General features: G+C 63.8%; 18 protein-coding genes. 7 read left to right on the top strand and 11 right to left on the bottom strand.

The window, feature by feature from the left end; all coding sequences use genetic code 11:
• Nucleotide 1 precedes the first annotated feature (1 nt).
• Nucleotides 2-2,020, bottom strand: coding sequence for an acyltransferase family protein (locus AC3A6Y_RS07490; protein WP_487867559.1), 2,019 nt, complete (start codon nucleotides 2,018-2,020; stop codon nucleotides 2-4).
• Nucleotides 2,021-2,184: 164 nt separating this feature from the next.
• On the opposite strand from AC3A6Y_RS07490, the gene AC3A6Y_RS07485 reads away from it, so the two are divergent.
• From AC3A6Y_RS07485 to AC3A6Y_RS07475, 3 genes are read left to right on the top strand one after another with little or no spacing between them, the layout of a single operon-like run.
• Nucleotides 2,185-3,606, top strand: coding sequence for a mannose-1-phosphate guanylyltransferase/mannose-6-phosphate isomerase (locus AC3A6Y_RS07485; RefSeq protein ID WP_487867558.1), 1,422 nt, complete (start codon nucleotides 2,185-2,187; stop codon nucleotides 3,604-3,606).
• 4 nt (nucleotides 3,607-3,610) lie between these two features.
• On the top strand, nucleotides 3,611-4,414 hold the full coding sequence (locus tag AC3A6Y_RS07480) for an ABC transporter permease (RefSeq protein ID WP_487867557.1): 804 nt from the start codon (nucleotides 3,611-3,613) through the stop codon (nucleotides 4,412-4,414).
• A 7-nt stretch (nucleotides 4,415-4,421) separates the two neighbouring features.
• Complete coding sequence (locus tag AC3A6Y_RS07475; protein WP_487867556.1) at nucleotides 4,422-5,168, top strand: ABC transporter ATP-binding protein; 747 nt, start codon at nucleotides 4,422-4,424, stop codon at nucleotides 5,166-5,168.
• Here the strand turns inward: AC3A6Y_RS07475 and AC3A6Y_RS07470 are convergent.
• From AC3A6Y_RS07470 to AC3A6Y_RS07455, 4 genes are read right to left on the bottom strand one after another with little or no spacing between them, the layout of a single operon-like run.
• Complete coding sequence (locus tag AC3A6Y_RS07470) at nucleotides 5,137-7,284, bottom strand: glycosyltransferase family 4 protein (RefSeq protein ID WP_487867555.1); 2,148 nt, start codon at nucleotides 7,282-7,284, stop codon at nucleotides 5,137-5,139. The genes AC3A6Y_RS07475 and AC3A6Y_RS07470 overlap by 32 nt on opposite strands.
• Complete coding sequence (locus tag AC3A6Y_RS07465) at nucleotides 7,277-8,233, bottom strand: GDP-L-fucose synthase family protein (protein ID WP_487867554.1); 957 nt, start codon at nucleotides 8,231-8,233, stop codon at nucleotides 7,277-7,279. The genes AC3A6Y_RS07470 and AC3A6Y_RS07465 overlap by 8 nt, the downstream gene beginning before the upstream one ends.
• A 55-nt stretch (nucleotides 8,234-8,288) precedes the next feature.
• On the bottom strand, nucleotides 8,289-9,425 hold the full coding sequence (locus AC3A6Y_RS07460; RefSeq protein ID WP_487867553.1) for a glycosyltransferase: 1,137 nt from the start codon (nucleotides 9,423-9,425) through the stop codon (nucleotides 8,289-8,291).
• Nucleotides 9,426-9,430: 5 nt separating this feature from the next.
• A complete protein-coding gene (locus tag AC3A6Y_RS07455; protein WP_487867552.1) occupies nucleotides 9,431-11,845 on the bottom strand; it encodes a glycosyltransferase in 2,415 nt (804 codons plus the stop codon).
• 423 nt (nucleotides 11,846-12,268) lie between these two features.
• On the opposite strand from AC3A6Y_RS07455, the gene gmd reads away from it, so the two are divergent.
• On the top strand, nucleotides 12,269-13,306 hold the full coding sequence (gene gmd / locus AC3A6Y_RS07450) for a GDP-mannose 4,6-dehydratase (RefSeq protein WP_487867551.1): 1,038 nt from the start codon (nucleotides 12,269-12,271) through the stop codon (nucleotides 13,304-13,306).
• 88 nt (nucleotides 13,307-13,394) lie between these two features.
• Here the strand turns inward: gmd and AC3A6Y_RS07445 are convergent, their stop codons facing one another.
• The 6 genes from AC3A6Y_RS07445 to AC3A6Y_RS07420 are packed head-to-tail and all read right to left on the bottom strand — an operon-like array spanning nucleotide 13,395 to nucleotide 19,824.
• Nucleotides 13,395-14,543 (bottom strand): DegT/DnrJ/EryC1/StrS family aminotransferase, encoded by a 1,149-nt coding sequence (locus AC3A6Y_RS07445; RefSeq protein ID WP_487867550.1) that lies wholly within the window; start codon nucleotides 14,541-14,543, stop codon nucleotides 13,395-13,397.
• A gap of 35 nt (nucleotides 14,544-14,578) precedes the next feature.
• Nucleotides 14,579-15,889, bottom strand: a complete 1,311-nt coding sequence (locus AC3A6Y_RS07440) for a glycosyltransferase (protein ID WP_487867549.1) — start codon at nucleotides 15,887-15,889, stop codon at nucleotides 14,579-14,581.
• On the bottom strand, nucleotides 15,886-16,920 hold the full coding sequence (locus AC3A6Y_RS07435; RefSeq protein WP_487867548.1) for a glycosyltransferase family 4 protein: 1,035 nt from the start codon (nucleotides 16,918-16,920) through the stop codon (nucleotides 15,886-15,888). The genes AC3A6Y_RS07440 and AC3A6Y_RS07435 overlap by 4 nt, the downstream gene beginning before the upstream one ends.
• Nucleotides 16,917-17,954, bottom strand: coding sequence for a glycosyltransferase family 4 protein (locus AC3A6Y_RS07430; protein WP_487867547.1), 1,038 nt, complete (start codon nucleotides 17,952-17,954; stop codon nucleotides 16,917-16,919). Before AC3A6Y_RS07430 ends, AC3A6Y_RS07435 begins: the two co-directional genes overlap by 4 nt.
• A complete protein-coding gene (locus AC3A6Y_RS07425; RefSeq protein WP_487867546.1) occupies nucleotides 17,951-18,604 on the bottom strand; it encodes an acetyltransferase in 654 nt (217 codons plus the stop codon). Before AC3A6Y_RS07425 ends, AC3A6Y_RS07430 begins: the two co-directional genes overlap by 4 nt.
• Nucleotides 18,601-19,824 carry an FkbM family methyltransferase gene (locus AC3A6Y_RS07420; protein ID WP_487867545.1) on the bottom strand — a complete coding sequence of 408 codons (1,224 nt, stop codon included), beginning with the start codon at nucleotides 19,822-19,824 and terminating at the stop codon, nucleotides 18,601-18,603. Before AC3A6Y_RS07420 ends, AC3A6Y_RS07425 begins: the two co-directional genes overlap by 4 nt.
• A 298-nt stretch (nucleotides 19,825-20,122) precedes the next feature.
• Here AC3A6Y_RS07420 and rfbF point away from each other — a divergent pair, with 298 nt between their 5' ends.
• Genes rfbF through rfbH form a run of 3 tightly spaced genes read left to right on the top strand, consistent with a single transcriptional unit; the run spans nucleotide 20,123 to nucleotide 23,302 of the window.
• Nucleotides 20,123-20,893, top strand: a complete 771-nt coding sequence (rfbF, locus tag AC3A6Y_RS07415; protein ID WP_487867544.1) for a glucose-1-phosphate cytidylyltransferase — start codon at nucleotides 20,123-20,125, stop codon at nucleotides 20,891-20,893.
• Nucleotides 20,893-21,978 carry a CDP-glucose 4,6-dehydratase gene (rfbG, locus tag AC3A6Y_RS07410; protein WP_487867543.1) on the top strand — a complete coding sequence of 362 codons (1,086 nt, stop codon included), beginning with the start codon at nucleotides 20,893-20,895 and terminating at the stop codon, nucleotides 21,976-21,978. Before rfbF ends, rfbG begins: the two co-directional genes overlap by 1 nt.
• A complete protein-coding gene (gene rfbH, locus AC3A6Y_RS07405; protein WP_487867542.1) occupies nucleotides 21,971-23,302 on the top strand; it encodes a lipopolysaccharide biosynthesis protein RfbH in 1,332 nt (443 codons plus the stop codon). Before rfbG ends, rfbH begins: the two co-directional genes overlap by 8 nt.
• The last annotated feature ends 21 nt before the right edge of the window (nucleotides 23,303-23,323 follow it).

Genomic DNA, 23,323 nt, shown 5'->3' with positions numbered 1-23,323 from the left:
CTTACTTGCGCGCCTCGAGGGCCGGATCGAGGAAGGTGGCCGAATGACGGACATACGCCGCCCGAAGGTGCGTCGCGTCCTTGTAGATCGGGGCGCCGTCCGGCGTGGTCCGCAGGCACTGGCCCTGCGGCGTGCACAGGGCCGCCACGGGGTCGATGACCTTCGCGCCGCCCCGCTCCGCCACCTGTCGCAGCCGCTCGCGGAGTTGTTGCTGGCTCGGCGACAGCGGCGCCCTGGGACCGACCGGCGTTGCATGCATCACGCCGAGCCGGTTGCCCGCGACGCGGGTGCGCGGCTCGAAGTCGGGGCCGACGGGAATGGTCAGTTGCAGATAGACCTCCTTGCCGGCCGCGCGCAGCAACCGGATGAACAGCTCCAGCGACTCCATGGAGCGCGGAATGCCGTCGCCGCCGCGCAGCGGATGGCGCCCCCTGACATCCAGGTAGTAATAGTTGTCGGGCGGAGGCGCGGCCGGACTGGGCGGGGCGTCGCCGATGTCGAAATAGCAGGTCCAGCAGCCGCCGATCACGACCACGTCGACTTGCGAACCGAGCGCGAAGCGCTGCGTCCGGTCGAAACGCTCGCCGCAGACCGGATCGCGATCTTCCAGCACGTGCGGGATCGGGGGGCAGGCGCCGCGCGTGGCGAAGAACATCGTGCCCACCGAATCGGGCCGCTTTTCTTCGAGTTCGACCGCGCGCGCACCGAACTGCTCGACATGGCTGTCGCCCATCAGCAGCACGTGGGGCCGGCCCTCGCCGACACGGTAGATGGTCTCGCCCTCGACCTTGACGGTGCGCATGCCGTCCGGATAGGCCCAGTCGGCGCTTGCCGCCATGACGTCCTGCAGGCCGGGATCGTCGTTGCGCGAGGGCAGCACGCGCGCAAGGGCCAGCGTACCGACGAAGGCCACGAGGACCATGCTCGTCGCGAGGCCGCGCACGACGAACGGCCCCTGGTGCCTGCGAAGCCGCTGCTCGACGTAGCGATAGGTGAGCCAGGCCAGCACGATCGCCGCAAGGACCGCCGCAATGCGCACGGTGCGCGGCGGATCGCTGCCGTTCTCCAGCACCCGCGCATACGCCAGCAAGGGCCAGTGCCAGAGGTAGAGCGGATAGCTGATCAGCCCGAACCAGACGGCGATGCGCGATCCGAGCAGCCGCCGATTGATCCACGCACCGGGGCCGGCCGAGATGCACAGGCAGGCGCCGAGCACGGGCAGGAGCGCCCACCATCCAGGAAAGGACTTGGTGCGCTGGATGAGCAGCACCCCGACAACGATCAGCAGGAGCCCCCCCACGCTGCGCAGTTCGCGCCTGTACCAGTTGCGATGCGGCTCGCGTCGCAGCGCGTTCCATGCCAGCAAGGCGCCGGCCCCCAGTTCCCACATGCGCGGCAGCGGCGAATAGAAGGTGGCAGTGGGATGGCGATGGACCGCGTACACGTTGAGCAGGAAGGACAGCCCCGTCGCCACCCACATCCAGATGGCGAGATGGCGCCCCTGCCCGCCCCGGAAGCGCCAGGCCAGGCCGAGAAAAACGGGCCAGAAGATGTAGAACTGCTCTTCGACCGCCAGCGACCACAGGTGCAGCAGCGGCTTGCTTTCGGCAACGGTGTCGAAGTAGCCGGCCTCGTTCCACAGCGCCAGGTTGACCACGAAACCGGCACTCGCCAGCAGGTGCTTGCCGAGCTGGCGGAACTCGTCCGCGAGCAGCGCATACCAGCCGAAAGCGAGGGTCGCCGCCACCACGACCAGCAGCGCCGGGAAGATGCGCCGGATGCGCCGCGCGTAGAACTCGCGGTAGCTGAAGCCCGCTCCGGCCAGACTGCCGAAGATGATCGTGGAAATCAGGTAACCAGAAATGACAAAAAAGATGTCGACGCCGATGAACCCGCCCTTGACCCAGTGCGGAAAGGCGTGAAAGCCGACGACCGAGAGCACCGCGATCGCGCGCAGGCCATCGATGTCCGGCCGGTACTTGGGGTGGGCGAGGTGGGACTGTTCTTCTTGGGGGGGCATGCGGGCGCGGTCTGGGCGGGGCGGATCGGCCGGCGACTCGGCGTCGCGGGCAAGCGCGTGATTATCTTCGCAACGTGATGCCGCCTTCGTGCACCGCCCGTCGCGCCGGGTGGCCGTCCGGCTCGGGCCGGTAAAATCGCGCCCTCTCAAAGAGAAGGACAAAAATGCGATTGCTTTCTGTGGTGCTCTCGGGAGGTTCCGGCTCCAGACTCTGGCCCGTCTCCCGTCAGGCCCTGCCCAAGCCCTTCATGACGCTGGGCGGCTCCACCCTGCTGCAACAGGCGATCGAGCGCGGACAGGCCTGCGGCACCGGCGACCTGATGGTCGTCACCAACAAAGACCACCAGTTCCTGACCAAGGACGTGCTACGCCAGATGAGCGATCCGCCCTCGGCCACCTACCTGCTCGAGCCCAAGGGCCGCAACACGGCGCCTGCCATCGCCCTGGCCGCCCTGCAGTGCGAGCGCCAGTTCAGCGGCGACACGGTGATGCTGGTGCTCTCGGCCGATCACCTGGTGCCCGACGTGGAGGCCTTCGTCGCCAGCGCGAGCGAGGCCTTCCGGCTCGCGCAGGAAGGCTCGCTGGTGCTGTTCGGCATCGTGCCGACCGCGCCGGACACCGGCTTCGGCTACGTGGAGGTCGAGCGCGTGTCGCGCGAGAGCCAGCTCGCCAAGCGCTTCGTCGAGAAGCCGGACCTGGCCACGGCGCAGGAATACCTGGCGACGGGCCGCTACTACTGGAACAGCGGCATGTTCTGCTTCACCGCCTCCGCCATCGTTTCCGCGCTGGAGCGGCACGCGCCCGACGTGATGAACGCCGCGCGCCATGCGCTGGACACGGCACAGACCAAGGGCGACGCAATCAGCTTCGACCTCCATACCTTCGGCCTGCAGCCGGACATCAGCATCGACTACGCGGTGATGGAGCACGCCGACAACGTGCGTGTCGTGCCTGCGAGGTTCGCCTGGAGCGACGTCGGCTCCTGGCCGTCCGTTGCCAAGGCGCAGCCTTCCGATCCCAGCGGCAACACCTTCCCCGACGATCACGTCGTGGCCGTGGACACCACGGGCACGCACATCCAGATCGAGAGCCATGGCCCCAAGATCGTCGCGGCGCTGGGCCTGCGCGACCTGGTGATCGTCGACACGCCCGACGCGCTGCTGGTGGCGCACAAGGACAGCGCGCAACAGGTCAAGCAGGTGGTCGACATCCTCAAGGCGCGCAAGCACGAGACGGTGACGCTGCCCGCCACCGTCCACCGCCCCTGGGGCACCTATGCCTCGCTCAAGGAAGAGGACGGCTACAAGGTCAAGCGCATCACCGTGAAGCCGGGCGAGGCGCTGTCCTTGCAGTACCACCACCAGCGCGCGGAGCACTGGGTGGTGGTGCAGGGCACGGCCATGGTCCAGATCGGCGACGTGGAGCACCGGACGCTGCCCGGCGAATACCGCTACATCCCGCTCAAGGAGAAGCATCGCTTGACCAACATCGGACAGGATGAACTGGTTCTCATCGAAGTCCAGTGCGGTGGCTACCTGGGCGAGGACGACATCGTTCGCCTGGTGGACACCTACGGACGCGTATGAGTGTATGAGTCAGGCTCACTCCAACCTTCATCGCAGCGCTTGGTCCGATTGGTGGGAGGGCACCCGCCGCACCGACATCTGGTGGACGCTGGCCTGGTTCGACATCGTGCTGCGCTACCGCCGCTCGATGCTCGGTCCGCTGTGGCTGACCCTCAGCATGGGCGCGATGATCGGCGGCATGGGACCGCTGTACAGCTCGCTGTTCGGCACCGAGCTGTCGAAGTTCTTCCCGCACCTGGCACTGGGCATCATCTTCTGGACCTTCTTCTCCAGCATGGTGACGGACTCGTGCAATGCGTTCATCGGCTCCAGCAACTATCTGAAACAGGGCTATTTCCCGATCAGCCTGTTCGTCTGGCGGAGCATGGCGCGCAACCTCATCCAGTTCGCACACCAGATCGTGCTCTACGTGCCGGTGGCGCTGTGGGCCGGCATTTCGCTGTCCTGGCCGGCCTGGCTCTTCGTGCCGGCCTTCCTGTTGCTGATGGTCAACGCCCAGGCGCTCGGCCTGGCGCTCGGGCTGGTGTGCACGCGTTTCCGCGACGTCACCCAGATCGTCACCAGCGTGATGCAGATGCTGATGTTCCTGACGCCCGTCTTCTGGCTGCCGGAGAGCCTGCCGGGACGCGCGCAGTACATCCTCTACAACCCCTTCGCACAGATGCTCGAACTGGTGCGCGCGCCCCTCATGGGCGGCGTGGCCGATGCCCACAACTGGTGGGGCATCCTGGTGTGGACGACGCTGAGCGTGGCCGTCTCGGGCCTGCTGTTCGCGAGATACCGCCGCCGCGTCGTCTACTGGCTGTAAAAAGAACATGGCTTTCATCTCCCTCAAGAACGTCTCGGTCAACTTCCCCATCTACGGCGCCGGCGCCGCCTCGTTGAAGAAGACGCTGGCCGCCTCCGTCACCGGGGGCCGCTTCGGCAAGGAGACCGGCGTCAACGTGGTGCAGGCGCTGAGCAACATCAACCTGGAGCTCAAGAGCGGCGACAGGCTGGGCCTGGTCGGCCACAACGGCGCAGGCAAGTCGACGCTGCTGCGCGCGCTGGCGGGCGTCTACGAGCCCTCCTCGGGGGAGTTCGTGCGCGAGGGCAGCGTGTCCAGCCTGATCGACCCGGCGCTGGGCATCGAGCACGACGCCACCGGCATCGAAAACATCATGCTGCGCGGGCTGGTGATGGGCTTGAGCAAGAAGCAGATCGACGCGCTGACGCCCGAAATCTGCGAGTTCAGCGGCCTGGGCGAATACGTCAACATGCCGGTGCGCACCTACTCCACCGGCATGCTGATGCGGCTGGCCTTCTCGATCTCGACCAGCGTGCAGGCCGACATCCTGCTGATGGACGAGTGGCTCTCGGTGGGCGACGCCGAGTTCACCGAGAAGGCCGAGCAGCGGATGAAGGACGTGGTGGCCAAGTCCGGCATCCTGGTGCTGGCCTCGCACTCGCCCGCCTTGATCGCGAAGGAGTGCAACCGGGTGATCCACCTGGAGCACGGGCGGATCGTCGAGCAGGCGGCCAGCGAGCCTGTCAGCCTGCCGAGCGCCGTCGCAGCGACTTGATCTCTTCCAGGCGGGCGGCGATCCGGCGGCCCGCCGCCTCGAGCGACAGGTTGGCCTCGGCGCTGGCCTTGCCGCGCGCCCCCACCCCTTTCGCCCAGGCCTGGTTGTCGTAGACGCGGCGCATGAGCTCGGCGGCATGCTGCTCCGAGGGCTCGGCCCATTCCAGGTCGGCGTCGTAGGGCGGGATGGGCTTGCCCAGCTTCACGAGCTTGTAGGGGACGAGCAGGCTGTTGCTGTCGTCCATGAAGTCCACGTTGCCGGAAAAGTTGGTGGCGATCACGGGCTTGCCCATGAGCATGGCTTCGGCCATGGTGAGGCCCAGGCCTTCGCTGCGATGCAGGGAGACGTAGGCGTCGCAGGCGTCCATGAGGGACAGGACTTCGTCGGGGTTCAGGATCTTGTCGATGATGGTGATGTTGGCGCCCGCAGCGGCGTCGCGCAGCTCCTGCATCTGCGCCGGGTGCCTGTCGCCGAAGGAACTCTTGAGGACCAGGCGCACGGGTTCGTCCGGCCGGAAAGCCTGCTTGAACGCCCGAATCAGGCCCTTGGGATTCTTTCGCTCCATCACGCTCATCATGTGATACGTGAAGAGGAAGGTGAAGGGGCTCTCCTCCAGCCCGAAGTAGCTCTTGGTGCGTGCCGTGTACGGCGCCAGCTTGACGCCGGGAAACAGCGTGCGCACGGGGATGGAAAGGCGGTCCCGGAATCCGCGGGCGACGAACTCGGTCGCGGCCCACACTTCGTCGACCTTCTCCGCATGCCCGATCCATGAATCGGGGATCGAGTCGAACTCCCAGTACCAGTAGCCGACGCGATAGGTGCGGGGGTTGCGCTCGAACAGGTGGGCGCGCCGGTAGGCCTCGTCGAAGAACGGCTCGGGCTGGGTATGGATGACGGTGACGTCGTACGTCTCCATGCCGTGAAAGTCGACGTGATGAGGATCGTCCTTCGCGTCGGTCCACACATCGCGCAGCGAGGCGGAGACGCCGACGCGCCTCATGGCCTCCACCATGGATTCGGCGGAGACCCGCAGGCCGGAGGCATAGCAGAAGTGGCCGAGCATGTTGACGCCCGGCTGGACGAGCTCGCGCGCGACCGACGAGACATCGAGTCGCCTGCACCAGGCGCGAGCCGCGTCGGACACATCGGCCGCCGGCGACGACAGCCAGTCCAGCAATGCGCGCGCATGCACTTCGTCGGCCAAGGCGTCGGGATGTGCCTTGCGCCACCCACTTCGCGCCGCGTAGGCGTTTCGGATCTGAATGGATGGCTTCTCCCAGTCGGGCCAGGTCGACACATCGACCCACGGACCCGAGGCGCCGTATTCCGCAGCGAACCAGGCGCAGAAGGCCTCCCGGCCGAAGGCGGTCAACCCGTCGGGATGCAGTTCCTGCCACGCCGGTGTGAAGGCATAGGCCAGCATGAGCTCACGCACAGGATCCTGTGCCGCCTGGAGAAAGAGCCACCAGAGCTCTTCCTGGCGCAGGCCGGCTTCGCCCGACCCGTGATGCATGAGCCATCGGAAAAGGTGCGGCATGCCGGCCGGCGTCAAGCCGTGCGGCAACACGGGACCCAGCAAGGGATTCGCGAGGAAGGTCTGACGCGCGGCATCGGCCAGGCCTGCGTCCAAGGCATCGAGCACCCATTGCAGGGGCGCATCGCCCAGACGCAGCTGCGCAGCGCCTTCTTGCTGCAACCACTGGCCGAATGGGCCGGCTCGCCCAGTCTCCAGCGCCTGCGGGAATCGCGCCCGAACATCGGCGCGCTTGCGCCATAGATCGATGAGGAAGCGCGCAGCCGACCAACGGTCGGTCACGTCGCCAGGCGCGACAGGGGGCCAGAAGATGCTGTCAGGCGGCAACTCGGCGGCCTGGCGCACCGCTGCGTCGTCAAACAGGTCGAGAGGCGGAAGCACCGGCACGGGCATTCCCTGCTCACGCAGTGCGAGCCGCTCCCGCTCGACCTTGGCCAGGATCTCGAATGCGGTCGCGCGCGCCTGCGCTGCGGCGCGCTCGCGCAAGAACTCCAGGCGCTCACCCATGCGCCAGGGCGTGGCGAGCCACCAGGCACCCTTGGCGACACGCCTGGCATAGCGCTTCAACAATTGCTCAGCCATGGCGTTGGAGAAAGTCCTGATACGCGTTCTTGAGGCCCACCGCAAGCGGTGTGCGGGCTTTCCATCCGAGCGAGCCCAGCCGCCCTACGTCCAGCAGCTTGCGCGGCGTTCCATCGGGCTTGCTGGCGTCGAGCTTGAGCTCGCCCGCGTAACCGACCGTCGCCTTCACGAGTTCGGCCACTTCGCGGATGGTCACGTCCTCTCCCACCCCGATGTTGATCAGCGGGGTTACGTCGGGCCGGGTGAGTTCGGCGAATCTGTCCTCCGGGAGCCCGAGGAGGAACAGAATCGCCTCGCCCACGTCCGACGAATACATGAATTCTCTGCGCGGCGTACCGGAACCCCAGACCACCACGGCCGGGTCGGCCTTGGTCTTGGCTTCGTGGAAGCGCCGAATCAGCGCGGGCAGCACATGCGAATGCTCGGGGTGGTAGTTGTCGCCCGGCCCGTACATGTTGGTCGGCATGGCGGCAAGATAACGCGTGCCGTACTGGCGGTTGAAGGCCCAGCACGATTCCACCCCCGCAATCTTTGCGAGCGCGTAGGGGCGGTTGGTGGCTTCCAGAGGGCCGGTCAGCAGGTAGTCCTCTTTGATCGGCTGCGCGCAATCGCGCGGATAGATGCACGAGGAGCCGAGAAAGATCATCCGCTCGATGCCGGCCTCATGGGCCGCGTCGAAAACATTGAGCTGGATGCGCAGGTTGTTGTGCAGGAAGTCGACCGGAAAATTCGAGTTCGCGAGAATTCCGCCCACCTTGGCCGCAGACATCACGACATGATGAGGGCGGTGCTCCAGGAAGAACGCCCGAGTGGCGTCGCGGTCCTCCAGATCCAGTTCGCGATGCGTACGCGTGAGTACCTCGTAGTCGGCGCGGCCGCTCAGGGCCTGCAGCGTGGCCGTGCCGACAAGCCCCCTGTGGCCGGCGACGAATACCTTTTTCTTTTCCATCGTGGATTCCATGAAACTCGCAGTGAATGCAATCAAGAGCAGCGAATGGTGATGCTCAACGGCCGAGGAGCTGCCGGGCCAGCCGGATCATCGGATGCCAGATGGACCGTGTGGATCGGAATAGCGCATGCCGTTGTGAGAACGCGCGCAACCGGGCCCCGAGTGACGCGGCGACCTGTTCGGCGGGCGGTGGATCCGACGGCGCAAGGGCGGCGAACGCATGCTGGTAACGGCCCTCGTACAGCACTTCACTCGGCGTGAGGATGAAGCGCACCAGATCTTCCTCGGCCTGTTCCCATGCAGCGCGGCCCGCGACCGCGCTCTCCCTGGCCCGTGCGCCCAACCGTGCCACCTCGGAGAAATCGAGCGCCTTCGGATTCCGGATGTCGAAGAGCAGTCCGTTGACGCCGGGCAGGATGTATTCGTTCATGGTCCCTTGGTTGGGCGCCACCACGCACTGGCCCCGCCCCATGGCCTCCAGAAAGGACTGTCCGATTCCCTCCTCCACGCGCGGCGCGAAGTAGACATTCCCCCGCTCCATCACGGCATGGAGATCCGACTTGTGCTCGAACCACGTGGATGTAGTGATGTGATGCCTCGCGATGTCTTCCGGAGAGGGCAACTGTGGCGCGGGCGTGCCGGGATCGGTCGCGAGATGGATGTGGAAGCTGTCGAAGCGCACGCCCTCGATGAGCTGGCGAATGGTCTTCCACGGCAATTGAAGTTCCCGGCGCAGCCAGAAAAAGCCGTGCAGGCCTGCCCGCACCGGTACAGGCAAGGTCGTCGCAGGCTGGTAGTAACGGACGAAATGGCTGGCAATGCCGAAGGCGGTCGTCATCGATTGCAGCGCATTCGAGAAGTTCAGCACCTTCGAGCCCTGGAACGGCTCCCAGAACGCCGACAGGTTGTAGATCGGCCCTTGCCACAGCCCGAACTGGTCGAGCATCGGGATGTAGATGACGTTCGGGTGCGCCTGCCTGAAATAGGGCCCGTCCGGCCGGCAAAAGGACTGGAACATGATCACCACGTCGTGCGAGGCGACCTCGCGCCACGCCACGGGCGGGCCACCCTGCCAGGCATCGTCCCAGAACTGCTCGACCACGTGCCCGTGGCGCCGCAGTATTTCCGGCAGGAATTCGGTGGAACGGGTGGTTCGGTGGAACGAGTGGTCGATATAGGCTATTCGCGCCACGTCGATTACCCTCGAAGCCGCCGGTACCCGCGCGCGGCGGCGCCGTAGAGACCGGGGTGCTTGTAGAGAAGGCTCTTTGCCAGTTCCTTGACAGAACGCTTGAAAGTGGGCACCGGCGGCGGCACAGCACCGACTGCAGCCGCTGGCTCAGGAGCAACGGCCACGTCGACCGGGTGCTCGAGGGTCGCCATCGAGGCCCAGCCCAGAGCACTCAAGAAATCGGGCTTGCCCTCATGAGCCGCAAAGACTCTTCGCAGGAACAGCGTGTGGTTGCTCGGGCGGCCACCCTGCTCTGCGGCGAACGAGCCCGCCAGCACGAAGAAGCTGTGATAGAGCCCGCTGACTTCGATCGGGGACAGGAAATCGAAGCGATCGCTGACCACGCGCATGCATTCGATGCTGTGCTTGCGCACGTCGCCCGAAGTCCCGCCCAGCGAGTAGTTGACGGTGGGCTCGCGGGTATAGACGAAGCGAGCACCCGACTCCAGGCAGGTCATGATCCACTTGAAATCGGCAGCGATCTTGTATGCGATGTCGTAGGGCCCGGAGCGCTCATAGGCCGCGCGCGTAGCGTAGATGCCGTTGTGACAATCATTCGCGCAGGTGAAATAGCTCCCTGGGTGCACGAAGGCGGGATGCCATTCGTGGATGACCGCGCTATCGCGCACCAGCGCGGTCGTCAGCAGCAGCGCCGGGTCATCGCACAGGTCGCGCATGCGATAGGCAGCGATCTCGGCCGCATGCGGCTCCAGCCAGTCGTCCGAGTTCAGGATGCAGATCAACTGTCCACGCGCCAGCGGCACCGCCTTGTTGATCGCGTCGTACAGGCCGGCATCGGGCTCGGACACGTAGTAGTCGAGCCGGTCGCCGTACTGCTGGATGAGCTCGAGCGTGCCATCCGTCGAGGCGCCGTCCAGCACGATGTGCTCGACATTGCCGTAGGTCTGCTTCTGGACGCTCTCGATGGTCCGCGCCAACGTGGCAGTGTTGTTGCGCACCACGGTGACATAGCTGATCAAGGGCCAATCGGGACGGCCCGACTTCAACTGGCCCAGGGTCCGCAGCCCGCCTTCGACGCGATTCTCCACCCCCTTGTTGGGCAGATGATCTGCCCAGAGGGGCCAAGCGGCGTCGACGCGGCTCGACAACGGGGCGCCATGCGCAACAAAGGATGGCCCCAGGCTGCCATTTCGATATCCGAGGAAGCTGGCCTCGGTCAGGCTGTCCACGTTGATGGCTTCCAGCCCTTCCGGCGTTGCGGGCAGCACCGCAGGCCGGCGCCTTTGATGCGCGGGCCTGGCGGCATGCCGTTCGTATGCAGCGGCCAGCGTATCCATCACGATCTCGGCGCAGCGGTTCCAGTCGAAGAGGGAGGCCCTTTGGAGGCCCTTGGTAGAAAGCTCTTTCCTGAAGCTGTCGGAGGTGGCGATCTCGTGAATAGCGTTCGCAACGCCCTGGACGTCGTCGGCATCCAGCATGAAGCCAGCGTCCCCTACTACCTCCGGAAGCGATGAATTGTCCGCGCAGATCACCGGTGTGCCGCAGGCCATTGCCTCCAAAGGAGGTAGGCCGAATCCTTCGTAGCGCGACAGGTAGACGAAGCAAAGCGCGTCGCTGTAGAGCGCCGACAGGTCGTCGTCGTCCACGAAGCCGGTCAGGACGATGCGATCGCGCCACGGGCCGGCGGCCGCAAGCGCCTCGTCCAGCTTCTCGAGCTTCCATCCGGACATGCCGGCGAGCACCAGGCGCATATCGCTCCCGCCGTGCTCCTCCATGTATCGAACGAAGGCGTTGACCACCTGGTCCAGGTTCTTGCGAATCTCCAGCGTCGCCAGGCTCAGGACGTACGGCACGCCCGCGGGGACACCGTACTTTGCCCGCGCCCTTGCTCGCTCGCCGGCGTCGGTGCAAGGCTTGAAGCGCTCGCCCGCGGCCAGCGGGATCACGGTCACCTGTGCGGGGCTCAGGTCGGGGCGATAGGCCAGCAGCTCCTTCCGGGTGTACTCGGAGATCGCGAAGATCACCGTGCGCTCATCGAGGCTGGCGACGATGTTGCGCACTTCCGTCGACGCTTCCAGGCTGAAGTACTCGGGCCGATGGATCGCTATCAGGTCGTAGATGATGTGCGCCTGAAGAACGTTCTCGTCGTCCAGCCAAGCGCTTGGCGCAACGCCGAACGGGGAAAGAAGGATGTCGGCGTCGCCAGAAGGCGCGATCGGGCTGTCGTGCAGCTTGCCGGGCAGGCGCCTCGCTGCAACGTACTCACTGGTCCTGAGCTCGTCGCCCGGCCGCACGAACAGGCGCGGGCTGAACCGCGAAGAAACCGCCAGCCTCCCATAGAGCTCGTCGCAGACGCGATAGACGCCGGTCTTCACGCCCTGCGCCAGTACATACATATCCAGCGCCAGGCGCGGTTTCATTTCACTCATCATTCAATAGATACAGGCAAACGTGCGGGGGGCGGGTACGCGACATCGGCCCGCGGCACGCTGCTCCCACCTGCAAGGCACGCCATTGGGACACAAGGCGGAGCACGATTCGGGCCTGGCCACGAACCGAAACGAAAAAACATCGGAGAAAATGTATCTGCCCTCTCTCTGAAAGTGGGCGTTCGCCTCTGCGTTTGCACGCCGGCGCCTCGCTTCTTCTAGGTCTTGCCATGGCTTGTTTCTCCCGCATGCAGAGCACGCCTCAAGCTCGCCGCCAGCTTCCGATTTTACGGGGGCAAGCGAGAGGGTCGATTCTCAAGCATCTGCCCGCGAAAAGCCGCCGCGGGCTTTAGGGCAAAATCCCCAGGTTCAGCGCCATGCGGATGGCGCGCCTGTACTTATCGGAAGGACCCCATGAAGAAACGTGCTGTAGTCACGGGCATCACTGGCCAGGATGGCGCCTATCTCGCCGAACTCTTGCTGAACAAGGGCTATGTCGTCTACGGCACATACCGCCGCACCAGCTCCGTCAACTTCTGGCGCATCGAGGAGCTCGGCATTCAAGACAACCCCGACCTGCACCTCGTCGAGTACGACCTCACGGACCTCGGCAGCTCGCTGACCCTCATCAAGGAAGCAGCCCCCGACGAGGTCTACAACCTGGCAGCACAGAGCTTCGTGGGCGTGAGCTTCAACCAGCCCGACGCCACGGCGCAGATCACCGCCATGGGCGCATTGCATCTCCTCGAAGCGATTCGCCTTACCAATCCGAAGATCCGCTTCTACCAGGCGTCCACCTCCGAGATGTTTGGCAAGGTGCAGGCCATTCCGCAGGTGGAGGACACCCCCTTCTATCCCCGCAGCCCCTATGGCGTGGCAAAGCTGTTCGCCCACTGGATGACCATCAACTACCGCGAGAGCTACGACATCTTCGGTTGCAGCGGCATCCTCTTCAACCACGAAAGCCCGCTGCGCGGGCGCGAGTTCGTGACGCGCAAGATCACGGACGGCGTGGCCAAGATTAAGCTGGGCAAGGCGGAAATGCTGGAGCTGGGCAATCTGGGCGCCAAGCGAGACTGGGGCTTCGCCAAGGAATACGTCGAGGGCATGTGGATGATGCTGCAGGCCAAGGAGCCGGACAGCTTCGTGCTGGCCACCAACCGGACAGAGACGGTCCGGGAATTTGTCGACATGGCCTTCAAGGCAGCCGGCTACGAGCTGCGCTTCGAAGGCACGGAACAGAACGAGATTGGCGTCGACGTGAAGACGGGCAAGACACTGGTGCGCGTGAACCCGAAGTTCTACAGGCCGGCGGAAGTGGATCTGCTGATCGGCAACCCGGCGCGGGCCAAGGAGAAGCTCGGGTGGGAGCCGACGACGACGTTGGAGCAGTTGTGCACGATGATGGTGGAGGCGGATCTGCGTCGGAACGCCGAGGGGCGCTCATTCTGACCGCTCCCGCGGACGCAGCGATGGGGCCGCGCAAGCGGCTCCGTCAAGTTCGCCATGCGCGCCCGAGCACCCCATCTATGGGACGAGCCTAACCGCCCATTGCCGCCGTCTTCCGCTCGGGTCGGCTCTCGCGAGTGGTTTTTTCTTGTCGCTGGAGCGCGCCTTGGAGTGCCTCACAAACCCGCGCCACGTCATCATCCGTCATCGTGGGATAGCTGGGAACGGATAGGCCCCGTGCAGCAATGTCCTGCGCGATCGGAAACTTCTCATCGCTCCGGTACATCGGCATGGTGTGCGCACAGTAAAACACGGGCCGCGTATCGACGGCGGCTTCGCTCATGTCCTGCATGAGACGATCTCTGTCTGTGCCCGGCGGCAGAAGCAGGCTGACCAGCCAATCGGAACCGATGACATCGCGGTTCGCCACCTGAAAGGTGACGGGAAGACGCGAAAGCCGTTCCCTGTATGCGGTGGCGATGCTACGTTTGCGCGCCAACACAGGCTCGAGGCGCTCGATTTGCGCCAGACCGATGGCAGCGGCAATGTTCGTCATCCTGTAGTTGAAGCCCAATACCTCGTGCCAATACCGGCGCGTCAGGGATTGACCTTGCCCCTTGGTCATGCGCAGCCGAGCAGCCAGCGCATCGTCGTTTGCGATCACTGCGCCACCCTCACCGGTGGTCACCGTCTTGTTACCAAAGAAACTGAAGGTGCCGACATCCCCGAAGGTGCCGACGTGCTGGCCTGCGATGGTTGTTCCGAGCGACTCAGCGCAGTCTTCGATGACCCTGAGTCCGTGCCGTTCGGCGACCTTCATCAACGCCGCCATGTCACAGGCGCCACCGAACAGGTGAACGGGCATGATGGCCTTGGTCCTTGGCGTGATTCGGCGCTCTACATCCGCAGCATCCAGCTGCCAGTCACCCCTGCGACTCTCAGCAAACACCGGTGTCGCTCCCGTCTGTGCAATCGTGTTGACCGATGCGATATAGGTGAACGTCGGAACGATCACTTCGTCACCAGGGCCAATGTCCAGACAATGAAGCGCAAGGTGCAGGGCGACCGTGCCATTGCATACGCTGATCGCGTGCGGCGCGCCGGTCGTCGACGCTATAGCGGCTTCGAACTTGCCGATAAACGCTCCGATGGACGAGATCCAACTGCTGTCTACACATTCGAGCACATATTTGCGCTCGTTTCCCGAAAGGTCAGGCTCATAGACGGGGATGGTGCGCATGGCCTCTTTCTGCGTCGGAAGGGTTTGTCTTGTAGTCATGGCGAATTATCGCGAGATGTGCTTCGTCGCTTGAGCAGCAGGGTCAGCGCGTCCTGAGCACGCGCCCCGGCCGGGTCTTCTTCCCCCAGACCGAAGCTGGCGAGCGTGCCCCTGAGAGCACGCAAAGCTTCCATCCTGGGCCGCCGCTCGACGGTCTCTTGTAGCAGAGGCAGGAGCGCATCGGTGTAAGCGGAGGGCGCATGACGGCGGGCCGCAAGCGCATGGGCCCGCTCGCCGAGCATCTGGATATGGGAAGGATCGCGCAACAGGCGCTCCAGATGTCGCATCACGTCGACGGCTTCGTCATGCGGCGAACACTTCAGCAGGGTATCGTCCGGGAGCTCGGCATAGCAGCCGTGGTCCGTTACAAGTGTCGGCCGCTTGGAGCACATGGCCAGAATCAGCGAAGCCGAGGCGCCCTCCAATACTGGGTTGCGAAGGCACGATATGACATCGACATCGCGCAACCGAAAGGGAAGATCGTCGTCCGTCACCCATCCGGTGAATTCCAATGGCGCCACGCCCATTGCCCTCGCAAGCCGCTCGAGCCGGGTACGCTCGGTTTCGACGATTGCGCCAATCACCTTGATCCGGCAGCGCGAGCGCAACTCATAGGACGAAGCGACGGCCATAACGATCTGATCGATTCGCTTGTTGGCATTGGCATGCCCCACGGTGGCGATCGTGATCCGATTCCAAACCGCGGGCATCGGCGGCAGGTCGGGGTATGCAAATGCCAGGGGGATGACCGCGACAGGACCAGGACACGACCGACGCAGGCGCGGCGCGTAGTGCTCCGCATGCGCAACAGCCGCCTGGGTCTGGCAGGCCAGCCATTCGAGCATCGGCCGATGCTTCATAACGTTCGCCAAGTCGTGCAGAAAGGGCTCGCCGCTCGGCCAGGCGTCCTCGCCGTAGGTTCGCGTCGTCAACTCCCGCAGCGCCGCTTCGTCTCCGTCGAGCCAACAATAAGCAAGATCTGCCAGGAACGCATCGTGGAAGATGCCCACCGCGTCCAGGTCGCGCAGCTTGGGCAGGAGCGCACCGTGAAAACCGAGATGATCGCCAATCTGCGCCACTGAGACATCGAACTCACGGCGAATATCGTGCCCCGACCAATGTGCCGCCACCTCGACTCCGCAGGCTGCGGGCAGCGGGGGCAGATCCAACGCTTCCCCAATCTCGGTACGGAAGATGGTGAGTTCATGTCCGCGTCGTTGGAGTTCGAAAGCCACTTGCGACGCCGATCTGGCAATTGCAGATTCGGCATTCCAGGGCGTCAGCCAAGCGATCTTCAGGCGGCTCATGAGACCAACTTCTCGATCGTGGCGGACCAGGTCAGCTCCTCTGCATTCATGGCCGCGCGTCCTGCGCAACCGAGTCGGGCAGCGCGGGCCGGATCACCTGAAAGCGCAGCGAGTGCCGCGCCCAAGGCTTCAGGGTCGGGTGCGGACACCAGCCCGGTCTCGTCGTGACGCACGATGTCGAGGACACCGCCCGCGTCAGTCGTAGTCAGCACCGGCTTGGCGGCCTGAAAGGCTTCCATCGTGCAGTAGCCCAATGAATCCTCATCGAATGGAAGATAAGCAACGGCAAGCGCACGGTTCACAAGTTCGGCCAATTCGCGGCGGGGAACAAACCCAAGCCTGAGTTCCAGGCGATCTCCAACGCCCTCCTCTGCAGCAAGGCGCCTCAAGGTCATCGCGTCTTCGGCTGAGTCTGGCGGTCCCGCTATCACCAATCGCGTCGAGGTCGCGTAACGAAGCGCACGGATCAACAAATGCTGTCGCTTGCCCGAGTTCACGCGTCCCGTGGCCAATACGTAGCCGTCGCTGTCACCGCCGGGAAACAGTTCCGGATCGTTGAGTGGCGGCCTCAATACCTCGCTGGCGACGCCGTTGTAGTGCGCCAGGCGCCGTGCGGTTGTCGGCGCGTTGGCAAATATTCGTCGTGATTCGGCGAAGGCCGCGTTGTCGGCCGTGCGAATTGCCCGAACAATTTCAACTCCGCGCGCATCGGAAGAAATGTTGCTTTGACCCGCATCGAGCAAGTCATAAGCCTGGCGATACTGATGAAGAAGCCAAAGAACCTTGTCGTGCCAGGGCACCAGATACGCCGGAAACTTCAACGCGATGACTCGATCGACGTTGTAGAGCCGCAATCTCTTCGCGATGAGCATTTCGTCGATCAGACGCTCGGCAGGATTCCAGGTGAACGGAATCCGGAATCCCTCCGCCTCCACGCCAGCCGCTTGGAGCCTGTCAACGAGATGGAAGAACAACTCCTCGGCACCACCGTGGACAAAAGGAACCATCGTGCTCAGCACAAGCACTTTCATGCGAGCAACCTGGCAATGACGGTGTCCCAGTCGATGCCGAGTTCGAAGACGCGGTCGCTCGCCGCTTGGCCCAAGCGGCGCGCCAAATCGCGATCTTCGTACAGTCGATCGAAGGCATTGGCGACGGCCTCCGGCGTAGGCTCCGCGACGAGACCGGTCACGGCGTCGGTGACGAATTCCGGCACACCGCCGGAATCGGTGACCGTGATCGTGCATCTCTTTGCGTGCGCGGCCTCGATGGTGGGATACCCATAGCTGTCTTCGTCAAAAGGCAGATAGGCGGACGCGAGAGCATTTTCGAGTCGAGCCGCCTTCTCCTCCTCCGTTATCCAACGCGCCTCCACGGTGACGCGCTCTTCGACGCCGAGCCGCCGCGCGGCGCTCTCCAACTCACCGATGTACGCTGCACTCATCGAAGTGCCGCAAAGGCGAAGACGCACCGGCGAACGGGTATGCGCCAGCGCCTGCACCATCAAGTGCTGGCGCTTGTGGTGCTCCATGCGGCAAACGGACACGATCTCGCCGCCGTATTCTCCGCTGCGGAAAATCTCGGGCCGCAGGATTGGTGGATACAGAATCTGACTGTCGACCTTGTTGAAGTCTCTCAGGCGATCGCCAACGACGCGCGAATTCGTGAAGACGGCATAGGCCTCATCGAGCGCAACATTGTCCGCATCCATGACTGCCGCGCGCATCGCACGCCCCCGAGCATCATCGGGCACTGGACAATACTGCGTCTGCCACAGGTCATAGAACATGCGGATGTGATGAATGAACCACACGACCTTGCGAGGATGGCGCACGACGTGCGCCGGCGGTCGAATCGTGATTACCCGATCGAAATAGTCATCGAGCTTCATCATCCGAATCGCGGCCATTTGAGGGAGTATGTGCTCCATCTCGTCGGTATAGGGGATGTAGACGATCTCTGCCTGGTGCCCTCGCTCCACCAGTTTTTCGTGCAGCCAATCGACGATGAAGCGGCCGCCCCCCTTCACCAGCGGAACCGCTGTCGAGATGATGCCGACCTTCACTGCAAATCTTTCCTGCGCAGCGGGCGGGCCGGGACGCCGCCGACCACTGCTCCGTCCGGCACGTCGGAAACAACCGCCGAGCCTGCGCCGATCACAACGTCTGCCCCTATGCGAATCTGGGGACGGACAGCACTCCCGACCCCGACGAGCGTCCGGTCTCCCACGGACACATTGCCGGCCAACGCGCAACCGGGCGCCACATGTCCGGCGACACCCAGAAAATTGTCGTGGTCGAGCACCGCCCCTGTATTGACAATGGCCATATCCGAGATGAAGGCTTCGGTGCCGATCACGGCACGGGCCATCACCACGACCCCAGCGCCAAGTCGCGAGCTTGGCGAAACCAGGGCTGAAGGATGCACGGCGGCCGGAAGTTCAAAGCCCATGGCCTGAACCATCCGACCCAGGCGCTCTCTAGATCGGTTGCCTCCGAGCGCGATGACCGCGGACGACACGCCGTCGGCCAAAAGCGCTGGCAATGCCTCGTCGCCGCCCAGAACCGGCACACCCAGCACCTTGTCTCCTGCGGGAGACGGATCGACCAGACCAACCACATCCCATTTTCCGGAGGCCTGAAGCAACTCGATCACCACCTTGGCGTGACCTCCCGCCCCTACGACGACGATGCGTCGATTCAGTGTCTTCTTCATCCGACCTGGAGCTCCGGGTACATCTCGAGCGGTTGCCGCGACATGAGCAAATTGAGCGAAACGACCGAGCCGAGCGCGTCGGTGGGACGCAAAGGGGTTACCACACCGCTCATCTCGTGAATTTCATACGCAGTGAATCCGGAAGACTTGAATTCAGCGAGCCATTCTTCGGTCGAAATGCCCGCCCGTTGAAGATGGACAGGGCCGAATTCGACCAACAGCAACAGTTCGGGGCTCTCGCGAATGATCCGACGCATCCCGCGCCAGACGTGCGGCTCGAAGCCCTCCGCATCTATCTTCACGAGGCGCACGGGCTGCTGCGGCTCGATGAGGGAATCGATGGTCTTCACTTCCACGTCCTCCGCCTCCTTCGATGTCGGCAGGCTCAGCAGCGACGACTCACCCAGAATGCCGGATAGATGAAGGCGCGCCATTCCAGGCTGATCCCCGGCAGCGCACTGCTGCACGACCACCCTGTCGCCGAGGAAGTTCAGCGCAATGCTCTGCCGCAATAAGGAGGCCACTCGCGAACCCGGTTCGATGGCAAGTACATGGCCCTTAGGGCCGACTTTCCTGGCAGCCGGGAGTACGGTCAGCCCGATGTGAGCCCCGACATCGACGACATAGTCGCCTTCGCGCAGCAGCGCCGTCATGACCTTGATGGTCCCGGGCTCCAGGCGGCCACCCGACTCCCATACGGCCGCCAGCAAGGTCCGATCCTCGGCGGGCACGAGGAGAAAGCCATCGGGGGTCTGCAGCATCACCTCGCTGCCGAGAGAAAGCGATGAGCGCTGAAGGAGAGCATCGATGCGCGACAGCAGGCGTGCCTCAGCGACGGCATCCTCGGAGCGACCTGCGGCAATTCCCGCCGATGTGAGCGATACGCGTTCGGCCGCAGCTTCGATCGTGCTCACCGTCTCCGCCTGGTCCTTCCGCAGTGCGTCGATAGCGACTCGAAGGCTTTCGAACCTCTGGCCCGCGAGTTCCTCCCCTGACTTGAGTGCAGCAAGTACCGCGACGCAATCGCGCTCGATGGCATCGAGACGTGCAGAATGCCCTCGATCGATGGCATCCAGTCGTGCCGATTGGTCGATGGCGGATTGGAGGCGCGTTTGGAATCGGTTGAGGAGCGGCAGGATCAGCGGCCGAATGCCGCGTAGACCCTTGCGTCCCACCCGTCGAAAAAGGCTCAGTTGCTCTTGTGGCCGTGGAGTATTCAATTGTGGACAGTCTCCGTCTGCGATAAGCGGATCTCCCGTGTACGCGGCATGTTGCCCCGTGGAGCAGCGCTTCGGCCTCGATGGAAGGCGAGAATGGTATCAGGCCGGTGGACACCACAGCGGGACGAGGCAGGGCCGGGCACGAGGGCGGCGAGCCTTGCGACACTTGCGATAATCACTCGCCAGCTGCAGCCTTCGTCCCAGTTTCGACCCCCGGGCTCGGCCTGAATCGGCGCAGTTGTCCCCGTCTTCGTGCGCGCCCCCACCCCCAAAACTCAGCGCAGCCAAAGGAGAAATTTTGAAAGCAGTCATTCTTGCCGGCGGCCTGGGAACCCGGATCTCCGAGGAAACCCATCTCAAGCCCAAACCGATGATCGAAATCGGGGGCAAGCCCGTGCTCTGGCACATCATGAAGATCTACTCCGCCCACGGCATCCACGACTTCATCATCTGCTGCGGCTACAAGGGGTACATCATCAAGGAGTACTTCGCCAACTATTTCCTGCACATGTCCGACGTGACCTTCGACATGGAGCACAACCAGATGCGGGTGCATCAGCGCTACGCCGAGCCATGGAAGGTGACCCTCGTCGATACCGGGGAGGAAACGATGACGGGCGGTCGCCTCAAGCGGGTGTCGGAGCATCTCCTGGAAGAACAGGATTTTTGCTTCACATACGGCGACGGGGTGGGCAGCATCGACATCACGAAGCTCGTGGCGTTCCATCGTGCCAGCAAACTCAAGGCGACCCTGACGGCGACATTGCCTCCCGGCCGCTTCGGCGCGCTGGACTTGCGCGATGACAAGGTGATGGCGTTCAAGGAAAAGCCCATGGGCGACGGCGGCCTCATCAATGGGGGCTTCTTCGTGCTATCACCATCAGTGATCGACTACATCACGGACGATCACACGGTCTGGGAAAGGGATCCCCTGGAGCGTCTGGCAGAGGAGGCGCAACTCGGCGCCTACCGACACGAGGGGTTCTGGCAGCCGATGGACACGCTCCGCGACAAAACCTACCTCGAAGAACTCTGGCAGAGCGGCAAGGCGCCTTGGAAGGTTTGGTGATGCGCAGCGATTCTTTCTGGTCCGGCAAACGGGTTTTCCTGACGGGCCACACCGGGTTCAAAGGCGGTTGGCTGGCGCTGTGGCTGGCTAAGCAAGGCGCCACCGTTACAGGGTACGCACTCGCCCCTTCGACTCAACCCAGCCTTCATGCGCTCACGGCGCCAGCGGCAGCTGCCCACTCCGTCATCGGCGATATCCGCGACCTCGATGCAGTGCGCCAAGCCATGCACGCGTGCGCGCCGGACATAGTGTTCCATCTCGCCGCCCAGCCGCTCGTTCGCCGCTCCTATTCGGATCCGGTCGAGACCTATTCGACCAACGTCATGGGGACGGTCAACCTGCTCGAAGCTATTCGTTCGTGCCCCTCCGTGCGCTCGGTTGTCGTCGTCACGAGCGACAAGTGTTACGAGAATCGTGAATGGCAATGGGGCTACCGCGAGAACGAGCCGATGGGCGGCTACGACCCATACAGCAACAGCAAGGGCTGCGCGGAACTTGTCGCAGCCTCCTATCGATCGTCTTTCTTCAATGAAGCCCGGCACGTCGAGCATGGCGTCGCCTTGGCCACGGCCCGCGCCGGCAACGTCATCGGCGGGGGCGACTGGTCGGACGACCGGCTCGTGCCCGACCTGCTTCGCGCCTTCGGCGAAAATCGGGCCGCGGAAGTTCGCAATCCCTCCGCCGTGCGTCCTTGGCAGCACGTGCTCGAACCGCTGCACGGCTACATGATGTTGGCGGAAAAGCTGTACACCGAAGGCGCGCCATGGGCCCAGGCCTGGAACTTCGGCCCCCACGATTCAGACACGCGACCCGTGTCCTGGATCGCCGACAAGCTGACGGCGCTGTGGGGCGGCAACGCGCAGTGGCGCACCGAGGTGCGCAAGGATCAACCTCACGAGGCCAATTGGCTCAAGCTGGACTGCTCCAAGGCTCGGCAAACCCTCGGCTGGATTCCGCGTTGGGACTTGCCTCGAAGCCTTGGCGCGATCGTCGAGTGGCAACAAGCCTGGCTAGCCGACCGCGACATGACTGACTTCACCCTCGAACAGATCGAGCAATACGAAAGCACCCCCACTCATGACTGAAGTCTCATTTCAGAAGAACGAACTGCGCAAGAAGATCTTGGCGCTGGTGGCCGAATACGGCGAACTGGCCGGCAAGCCGCAACCCTTCGTTCCGGGCGAAACGCTGATCCCGCCCTCCGGCAAGGTCGTCGGCGCACCCGAAATGCAATTGATGGTCGATGCTTCGCTCGACGCCTGGCTGACCACGGGCCGCTTCAATACCTTGTTCGAAAGTCGCCTGGCCGCCTATATCGGGGTGAAGCACCTGATCACGGTCAACTCCGGCTCTTCAGCGAACCTGGTGGCGTTCTCGACCCTGACATCGCCCAAGCTCGGGGATCGCGCCATCAAACCAGGCGACGAAGTCATCGGCGTTGCGGCCGGCTTTCCGACGACCGTCAATCCGATCCTTCAATGCGGCGCGGTGCCGGTCTTCGTCGACGTTCACATTCCGACCTACAACATCGACGCCGATCTGCTTGAAGCGGCCATCGGCCCACGCACCAAGGCCATCATGCTGGCCCACACGCTGGGCAACCCCTACAACCTGAAGGTGGTCAAGGCGGCCTGCGAAAAACACGGGCTCTGGCTGGTGGAGGACTGCTGTGACGCGCTCGGGTCCCGATACGAGGGCCAACTGGTCGGCACCTTCGGCGACATCGGCACCCTGAGCTTCTATCCGGCCCACCACATCACGATGGGCGAGGGCGGCGCGGTGTTCACCAACAGCGATGAGCTTCGTCTTGTTGCCGAATCCATCCGAGACTGGGGACGTGATTGCTATTGCCCGCCTGGCAAGGACAACACTTGCGGCAAGCGCTTCTGCTGGAAGCTCGGCGATCTGCCCGAAGGCTACGACCACAAGTACACCTATTCACACCTCGGCTACAACCTGAAGATCACCGACATGCAAGCCGCCTGCGCGCTTGCCCAGCTTGATCGGTTGGATGGCTTCATAGCTGCCCGCAAGAAGAATTTCGACTATCTGAAGGAGCGTCTGCGCGGGGCCGAAGAGTTCCTGGAATTGCCGGAAGCCACTGTTGGCTCGGAACCATCGTGGTTCGGCTTTCCGATCACCCTGCGCGAAGCGGCCAACACCCGGCGCGTCGACTTGCTGACCTATCTCGACCAACAGAAGGTCGGGACGCGTCTGCTGTTTGCCGGCAACCTTGTTCGCCAGCCTTACATGGCCGGCCGCAACTATCGCGTGGTCGGCGAGCTCAGGAATACCGACCGCATCATGAACGACACGTTCTGGGTCGGCGTCTACCCTGGGCTCACGGAAGACATGCTCGACCACACCATCGAGAGCATTGAAACTTATCTCGGTTTGCGATTTGACTGACCCCATTCCACCCGTGCCGGC

The sequence above is a fragment of the Variovorax sp. Soil_C_17 genome (assembly GCF_057657265.1).
The sequence above is the reverse complement of the archived record's forward strand: the minus strand, read 5'-3'. Positions and strand labels throughout refer to the sequence as shown.